This window comes from Gammaproteobacteria bacterium (assembly GCA_035279405.1).
Classification (GTDB): Bacteria; Pseudomonadota; Gammaproteobacteria; order Natronospirales; family REEB76; genus REEB76.
Map to the genome: position 1 here is coordinate 1 of DATEHU010000004.1, position 7,508 is coordinate 7,508.

8 protein-coding genes are annotated in these 7,508 nt (G+C 64.3%); 4 read left to right on the forward strand and 4 right to left on the reverse strand.

Annotation, left to right across the window (positions count from 1 at the left end; translation table 11 throughout):
* The first annotated feature begins 61 nt into the window (after positions 1-61).
* The 4 genes from VJR90_00020 to VJR90_00035 are packed head-to-tail and all read left to right on the forward strand — an operon-like array spanning position 62 to position 3,850.
* Complete coding sequence (locus tag VJR90_00020) at positions 62-712, forward strand: hypothetical protein (protein HKV95865.1); 651 nt, start codon at positions 62-64, stop codon at positions 710-712.
* 7 nt (positions 713-719) lie between these two features.
* Positions 720-917 carry a hypothetical protein gene (locus tag VJR90_00025; protein ID HKV95866.1) on the forward strand — a complete coding sequence of 66 codons (198 nt, stop codon included), beginning with the start codon at positions 720-722 and terminating at the stop codon, positions 915-917.
* Between the two features lie 14 nt (positions 918-931).
* A complete protein-coding gene (locus tag VJR90_00030; GenBank protein ID HKV95867.1) occupies positions 932-1,120 on the forward strand; it encodes a hypothetical protein in 189 nt (62 codons plus the stop codon).
* A 3-nt stretch (positions 1,121-1,123) separates the two neighbouring features.
* Entirely contained in the window at positions 1,124-3,850 is a 2,727-nt protein-coding gene (locus tag VJR90_00035; protein ID HKV95868.1) for a hypothetical protein, read from the forward strand.
* Between the two features lie 98 nt (positions 3,851-3,948).
* On the opposite strand, the gene VJR90_00040 is transcribed toward VJR90_00035, so the two are convergent.
* From VJR90_00040 to VJR90_00055, 4 genes are all read right to left on the reverse strand, one after another.
* Positions 3,949-5,679, reverse strand: a complete 1,731-nt coding sequence (locus VJR90_00040) for a DNA polymerase (GenBank protein ID HKV95869.1) — start codon at positions 5,677-5,679, stop codon at positions 3,949-3,951.
* A 63-nt stretch (positions 5,680-5,742) separates the two neighbouring features.
* Entirely contained in the window at positions 5,743-6,249 is a 507-nt protein-coding gene (locus VJR90_00045; protein HKV95870.1) for a hypothetical protein, read from the reverse strand.
* A 392-nt stretch (positions 6,250-6,641) separates the two neighbouring features.
* On the reverse strand, positions 6,642-6,860 hold the full coding sequence (locus tag VJR90_00050; protein HKV95871.1) for a hypothetical protein: 219 nt from the start codon (positions 6,858-6,860) through the stop codon (positions 6,642-6,644).
* Between the two features lie 92 nt (positions 6,861-6,952).
* A complete protein-coding gene (locus tag VJR90_00055) occupies positions 6,953-7,297 on the reverse strand; it encodes a hypothetical protein (protein ID HKV95872.1) in 345 nt (114 codons plus the stop codon).
* Positions 7,298-7,508: the final 211 nt, after the last annotated feature.

Below are 7,508 nucleotides of genomic sequence, written 5' to 3' on the forward strand. Positions count from 1 at the left end.
GGGCGGCGCGAGCGGACTCTACATTCTTCGCCTCAAGCTTGAGATACCCGGGGAGTAGATCATGCGCTTTGGAAACTCCATTTCGCTGCCCCTTACCTTCGCAAACCTTGCGGCAGGGTCGGGCGGCGCGCAGTTGTTCACCGCCAACGGCAACCACATCGCACCGCGCACCGGAAATTATTTGTGCATTGGCGTGGGCGGGGGTTCAGGCGGCGAAGGCGGCGCGGGCTGCCCTGCCGTTGCAAACTGGATCGGTTTGCCCGGGTGCGGTGGTGTGGCGGCGCAGCTCACCGTGTCTATCGTAGCGCTCAACGCCAACGACAACAATGCCGTTACCATCGGGCTAGGCGGTAACGGCGGCGCGGGCGGCGTTGGCGCTGCTGCGAGTGGCGCAGGAGCTGCGGGCGGGGCAACCACAATGGGCGCGGTGTTCTCAGCACTTGGCGGCACGGTGGGCAATTCGCAGCTACCTCTAGGTTCGCTTGCCACCGCCCCTAACCGGCCATTCAACGGGTCACACGGGCATGGGTACCGTGGCGGGCGCGGCGGCGTTGGCGGCATTGACGCCAATGGGAGCGCTGGAGCTGTTGCGAGCGGCTTCGGTGCGGGCGGTGGCGGTGGCGGCGGTACTATCACCACGGTTGCCGCAGCAATCAACGGCGGCGCGGGCGGCAACGGGTCGAACGGCTACCTTATCGTGATTCCGATCTAGGCGAGCCGTGGACTACTTGACCGTGCAGCAAACCATGTCGCTACTGCTCGCCCTGGTGGGTGTGCTGTGGTCCCTGGTGCAGCTCGCCGTTATCGGCTGGGTCTCGCTGGTGTGGTGGGAGCTGCGACGGCTGCGGGACCGGTCCATCAGATGGGATACGCAGCTCGCAAGAATCGAAGCACAGCTTGAAGCAATTCAACACTGACGAAAGGGTGGCACATGGCGGACATACTCAACGCGCAGCACCTGGACCAAATCAAGGCGGGCATCGCGGCGGCGAATGAAGGACTGCGGCAGGTTCAGAAGGCCAAAATGGCGGGCCTTGACATGGGCGCACAGGAGGCGCAGCTCCAGAAGAATCTGGATACGCTGCTCCAGCTCAAGCAAGTCTATTTCCCCGGGCAGTAGCCCATGGCCGATAACATCGGCACCCCGCCTCTGTCGCAGGAGGAGTGGGTTGCAGGCCCGGGCGCGGGCTATGCGGCGGACCCCGCGCAGGCGCAGATCGTCTACCTCGACTATCTGCGGCAGCAGCCCTATTTCGGCCCAGGGCACGCGCTGGACGCCGAACAGCTCACCAGCCTGTCTGCGGACCTAGACAAGCTCCAGGGCGCGCAGCCTCTGACGCCCGTTGAGCGGGCGCAGGCGCTTTCCCTGCCGTTCGAAGCTTGGAATACCACCAAGACGCGGCAGTTTTTGTCCTGGGTGCTGAACGGGATGGTCACGGCAACCTACGACCCCATCAACCAACCCGACATATCCAACCCGCGCGAGGTGTGGCGGCAGTTGTTCGAGCAAGTCGTGGTCAACCACTATGGGCTGCCCGATGGAAAGCCCCTGGATAATTTGTTCCAGTCGGTGAGCAACCTCGCCGGGGTCACGGTTGCCATGCTCATTTTCACGGCAGGCGCGGCGGGCGCAATCATCGGCATTGAGGTCGGCGCGGGAGTCGGCGCGAGTGACGCCGCGGCGGCTGCTGCGGGCGCGTCCGGTGAGGCGGCGAGCGGGGTCGGCGCGGCGGTCGGCGGTGCTGTGGATACTGCGGTGGTGGACTCCAGCGTGGCGGCGGGTGTGGGCACTGGCGCGGTTGGCGGCGGTGTAGCGAGCGCGGTGGCGGATTCTGGAGCTGCGGCGGCAGGGGCTACGGCTGCGGCGGGGTCCGCCGTGGCGGACACGCTGGCGTCGGTGGTTAGCACGGTCAAGGACGTTCTCTCGCCCATTGCCGACACTATCCATTCCATCAGCTCATTCGTGCAGGACATCAATGAAGGGTTAATCAAGCCCATCGTCGGGCCGATCACTTCAATACTGGATAACTACAAGGCGCTCTCCAGCTCGCTGACCACCGATCTACACTCAGGCATCGCGGGCTTGCTCAAGGTGCCCAGCGACATCGCCAACGCGCTGGGGTCGGTTGACGCCACTATGCAGCGCGCCATTACGCAACTAGGCGCGATGAATGAGGCAGTCATTCAACGTCAGCTCGGCCCGGGAATCGCGGAAGGGATGGGCGCTGCCTTCGGCGGCGTGCAGGCGGCAATCAACGGCGGGCTAGACAAAAGCATTGCCGACGAGAAGGACCTCACTCTAGGCCACATCAGCGAGGACCCGTCGCTTGAGGATGTGCAGGCAATGATAGACCGCGTGACGAGCTGGCTCTCGTCGGAGTCGGGCTGGCTTGGGCAGCTCGCGGGCAAGTTCGTGGACGCCCTGGCCAGCACCACGTTGATATTCTCATGGCTGGAGGCGAAGCAGCACTTCTACCGGCAGGAAGGCAACGTTCGGTTTCCCACCACCTTGCTACAGGCGGGCGAGCTGACCGAAGCCTACCGGCGCGGCATCATTACGCCCGAGCTGTTTTTTGACCAGTTGCGGCGCTTGGGCTACGCCCCCGAGCGCGTGCAGGTGCTGGACGAGCTGGCGCGGCAGCTCCCCGGCGCGCAGGACGCCATAACGTGGCGGGCGCGTGACATGATTGACGACGCGAACCAGCTACAGATACTCCTGGCAAACGGCTGGCGCGAGGACGACGCCAAGCGATTTATCGCGGCGGCCAAGGTGCTCCCAGACCTACAGACAGCGATCGCGTGGTGGCGGCGCGGACTGCTCAGTGAGGAGGAGCTGCGCGGCATCATCGCGGCGGCTAACTTCCGCCCGGAGGACGTGGACCGCTTAATCGCGGGGTCGGCCCAGCTCGTCCAGCTCGACGATGGGCTGCGGTACTACACGCGCATCGCGGCGCAGCTCGACGGGGTGGGCGCTGCGTCCATCCGGCAGCAGATTCCCGACGAGCTGGAGGCAAGTCTGCGGCACCTCAATATCTCCATCAGCACCCTGCAAGCCCTATGGTCGAACCACTGGCAGTTACTCCCGCCGCAGCTCGCGGTGTCGGCCTACTTCCGGGGCTACGTCAACCTGCCGCAGCTCAAGGGGCTTTTGTCGGCGGCGGCGATACCCGACGAGCTGCATCAGCTCTACATCGACCTGCAGCGCCCTCTGCCCAGCCTTAGAAACATTCCGGCCATGCTCAAGGCGGGAATCCTCAATGGGTCGGAGGCGCAGAGCAAGCTCGAACAGTTGGGCTACTCGCTGGCCGACGCGGACCACATCATTCAGCTCGCGCTACACAAGACCGCCCCGGCAGGTACCGCCAACGGCGACGAGCTGCATGGACTCACTATCGCGGCGGTTTCGCAGCTCTACGACGCGGGCACTATCACGGCGGACCACGCTGCCGCCCTGTACGCGCGGCTGGGCATGGGCGCGGAGGCAGTGCAGCTCACGCTCGCGCTTCACGATCTACGGCGGGACGCAGCCGAGCGCAGGGCACACGCTGAGTTGATACTGTCGCAGGCGAAGGCGGGACACATCGACTACACCGAAGCGCAGGCCCAGCTCCATGGCGCGAACCTCACCAGCACGGAAGTGGACCGCTACATGGCGCAGCTAGAGCGCGCCGCCCAGGTGCGCGCCAAGCTCCCCAGCGAAGCGCAAGTAATGCAGTTGCTCAAACACGAAATAATCGACCGCGCCACGGCGGCGGAAACGCTGGGGTTGCTGGGGTACAGCGACACCTGGACCGAAAGACTACTCACACTCGCGGAAGGACAGGCCAATGCCCCCACTCCAGCACGTTGACCTCATGGCGCTGCTCAAGGCAGCGACCGATAACGCCTGCGCGTGCAAAAAGGCGGAGGACGCGAAGCGCCACGCGCTGGAGCTGGGGCACGCGCCCGCTACCCCAGCGACAGCGGCAGAACCTTACCCCGCGAAGTCACCAAACCTTTCAGGTAGTGGCGCTGCAACGTCTTGACGATTGCCCGAGTGGTCGGGGCGCTCACAGCACCAGCGCGCACCAGCCCGACCAGCGAGGACCATTGCTGTTGAACCACGGTGTCGGGCGCAATCCAGTGCGCCGCAGCTCGCACGCCTTTCGTCTTGCTGTAGGTGGGATATTGGTAGTCCTTGGGTCCCCGGTAAATGCCCCAGGACTCGACACCCTCAAGCTTCAATGCCCCGAGCTGTTCAGGGTTGACCAGCGCCGCCAGCTCCATGTAACCCGCCTCAGTTGTAGCAAGCGAGTCTGTGTCGCAATACAGTACGTTCTCACGCCCTGCGGTGAGCTGGAGCTGCCACAGGTACAACCGCGCGTAGGCGCAAACGTGCGCGGCTATTGCGGGCATAGAGTTGAAGCTCTCCGCATCGTCGGCAAAGACCTGGTGCAGTCCGCCCAGCGTGCGGTGCTTGTAGGTTGTGCCGGTGTCCGCGTCCAGCTCCAACCACGCCCGCGCGTCGGTATGCTCAACCTGCCCAGCATCGCGGTACACGCGCCCGCGCTGGCCGAATTTCCCATACAGTGAATTCTGGAATATCTTGAGCAACCACTCAAGCAACTTGTCGCCCGCCCGAGCTGCGGCGCGGCGCAGCTCCCACAGCTCGGAGACAAACTCACCGAAAATCACGGCACCTTCATGGACCGCGACGTGGTGCACGCGCTCGACGTGCCCGCACTCCAGCGCGTAGCGCAGCTCGGGAGTGCAGAGCGTGGTAGTGAATCGGTTGAGCGGAAAGACAAGGCGCCCCTGGTGAACCACCGGATACACCGGCGCGTCGGTGAAAATGTCAACCTTGGCGGTGACGCAGTAGCGGGACAACCACGCGCGGAGGTCGGCATGATCGGAGCGGCGCGTCGTGCTGATTAGCTTTACAGGCATCAGCGAATCGCGCATGACGTAGGGATACATGGAATTCACGTCAAGCCGGTAGATAGGACCCTCGACCCGCCCGAGCCGGTAGCACTCGACGCGCCCGCCCACGTAGGACTCGCGCGCCAGCTCAAGAGCGTTGTCGTCGGCGTCGGTCAATAGGTCAACGTGCATGAAGCGATGCCTATAGGCGCGCATCGCCTGAGAGGCGAGCGTGGGCGCGAATCCGCCCAGGCGCTGCGTTTGCAGGAAGGCGAACCAAGCGAGACACGCCGCCATAATCACCTTGACATCGCGCCGACCGTAGGCCAACCATCGGCGCTCACTCGCGCCCGGGGCGGGCATCTTAAGCTTGCGAAGCCCCACCTTTGTCCCGAGCTGGGAAAGGGGCACGCGCCATATATTCAGCGTGTCCAGCGCCTCAATGCTCGCCGCAGCTCGCCGCCACTTGAGCAAGACCGGAGGACAGTCGATCACGGCCTTCCCTAGAGCAAAGCCGCGACGGTGCAGCTCGGAGAAGGCATCAACCACCGGGAGGTCAAAGCCCTGATTGTGCGCGAACAGATACAGGCGCATCCGACCGTGCAGCAAGCTCTCGATCCAGTCCCACAGTTGCGCGGCGGTGGTGAAGTGACACCAGCTCGGCGCAGACCACTCCCCCGAGCTCAAGCGGCGACGGTACGCAGCCCAGCCGAAGCGCAGCACATGCCGCACCGTGTTATGGTCAACCTGCTCCTGATCTGTCTCGGTGTCGAACCACACGCACTCCCAGGGAGACTCCAGGGCGTGGTTGGGCTTGAGGATGTGCGAGCGGCGGCGCACGCTCTACGGCGCGTCAGGGTTGTACGTCGCCGCGCCGGTCTCCAGCTCAATGGTGTCGGGTTCAAGCTCCTCCTCGCCGCCGCGATACTTCTGCTGCTGTGCGAGGAAAAGACTTAGCGCTCGCTCCTCGACCGCCGAGCGCGAAAGGTTCACCGATGAGCTGACCGTTATGTGCTGCTCGCCCGCCGCGCCGGTCACACCACCCTGCCCGCGAATGGTCACGCGGAAGGAAAACTTCCGCAGCGTGGTGCCGACCGGCTTGGGCAGGCGCGCAGGGTTGGGCAGGAATTTCTTTGGGACGGATTTTAGGTAGTCGCGCGAGAGGTTGACCTCGCGCACCGCGCGCACCAACTCCAGGAAGTCAGTGCGGCGGAATGAAGTGCCCGCAGCTCGAAGGGTTTCCTGAATGACCGTGGTGGACAGACCCTCCGCCACCATGCGCTCGATGAAGGGAAGCGCAATACGCGCTCCTGGGACCAGCCCCTCAAGAAGCGCAGCGACTACTGCCACAGGACCGCCCTCCCGAGCCTAGATCAACCCCTGATTGTACCGCGCCAACCACAAGCGCACGCGCACGGCTAGGTCGGCGTACCGGTGCGGGTACTTGGCCGTTTTCTCGGGGCAGTAGCAGGGGCAGACCGTCGCGCCCCGAGCGAAATTAAGCAGCGTACCCAGGTAGCACAAATGGAAACCCGCCGATTCAGCGGCTCGCGCGGTGGCGGCGGTGACGAGCGCCCCGCTAGGGTAGGCCGCTAGAAACCGCGCACACTCGCGCTCACACGCGCCCAGGGCGCGCAGATGAACCACAGTCAGCACCGGACGATACCTCACGCCCCGATTGCCCTTGCGCCCCAAACTGTGCCCCTTAGAGTCGCGCACGATGAAATCCTGCAGGGGCGCGCTCATACCTGCTCCCCCATGGCGCGCAGCAGCTCGCGGTAGTGCGCGATGGTTGCATCTGCCCAGCTGTCGCCCATCAGCTCGCGCTGCCTCTCAGCCCCTGCGATTGCGCTGCGGTACGCGCGGGCCTTTTGCTCGGCTATCGCGCGGGTGCGCTTCGCCTGATTCTCTAGGCGCAGCTCCTCCGCGCGCTCGATTGCCACCCTCTTGATTGCTGACATTGGACTCTCCGGGAAAAAACTCCCGGCAGCGAAGGCAGACCATGTGGGAGGACATGGAAAACCACCCGCACCGGGAGCACTGCATGATAGGACTAGATCGTGCCCGCCGTGTAGAGCTTGGGTGCGGAGTGACCCGCCTTTTTCTCGCCCAACCCCTCATACCGCACCCACACGCGCTCGCCCTCCGCGATGGACTTGAACAGAGGCTTAAGCGTGGCCGACTCCCACAAGCCCATCAGGCCCTTGTCGGTCTTCACGTGCATGACGTGCGTCGTGCGTAGGCCCTCCTTACCCATCTGCTCGACCTCCTGGATTGAGGTCACGGTGCCGGTGAGGACATCGCCTTCTTTGGGGTCCCAGGACTCGGGCAGCTCGGCGGTTACTTTGACCTTCAACCCCGCCGGTAGCGGAGCTTCATTCTTGCTGGTGCGTGCCATGTAGTGATCCTTTCGGTTGTGAAGTAGCGCCCGGGACGGTGCAGCTCCAGGGCGAGCGCCAGTGTGGCAGGTAGATAGGGAGGCAGGCAAGGGCAAATGGCACTGACGAGCGGACGACAGTTAGCGGGCACTTCGGGCAGATCTGGCGGGGTTAAGACCGGTGCCGGTGTCGGTGAACCGTCAGTTTGGGGTGGTGGGGCTGGGCAGCTAC

Bases quoted from the DNA above. Each gene is read 5' to 3' on its own strand.
- VJR90_00020 (HKV95865.1), top strand. From the start codon at position 62: ATGCGCTTTGGAAACTCCATTTCGCTGCCCCTTACCTTCGCAAACCTT.
- VJR90_00030 (HKV95867.1), top strand. From the start codon at position 932: ATGGCGGACATACTCAACGCGCAGCACCTGGACCAAATCAAGGCGGGC.
- VJR90_00035 (HKV95868.1), top strand. From the start codon at position 1,124: ATGGCCGATAACATCGGCACCCCGCCTCTGTCGCAGGAGGAGTGGGTT.
- VJR90_00050 (HKV95871.1), bottom strand. From the start codon at position 6,860: ATGTCAGCAATCAAGAGGGTGGCAATCGAGCGCGCGGAGGAGCTGCGC.
- VJR90_00055 (HKV95872.1), bottom strand. From the start codon at position 7,297: ATGGCACGCACCAGCAAGAATGAAGCTCCGCTACCGGCGGGGTTGAAG.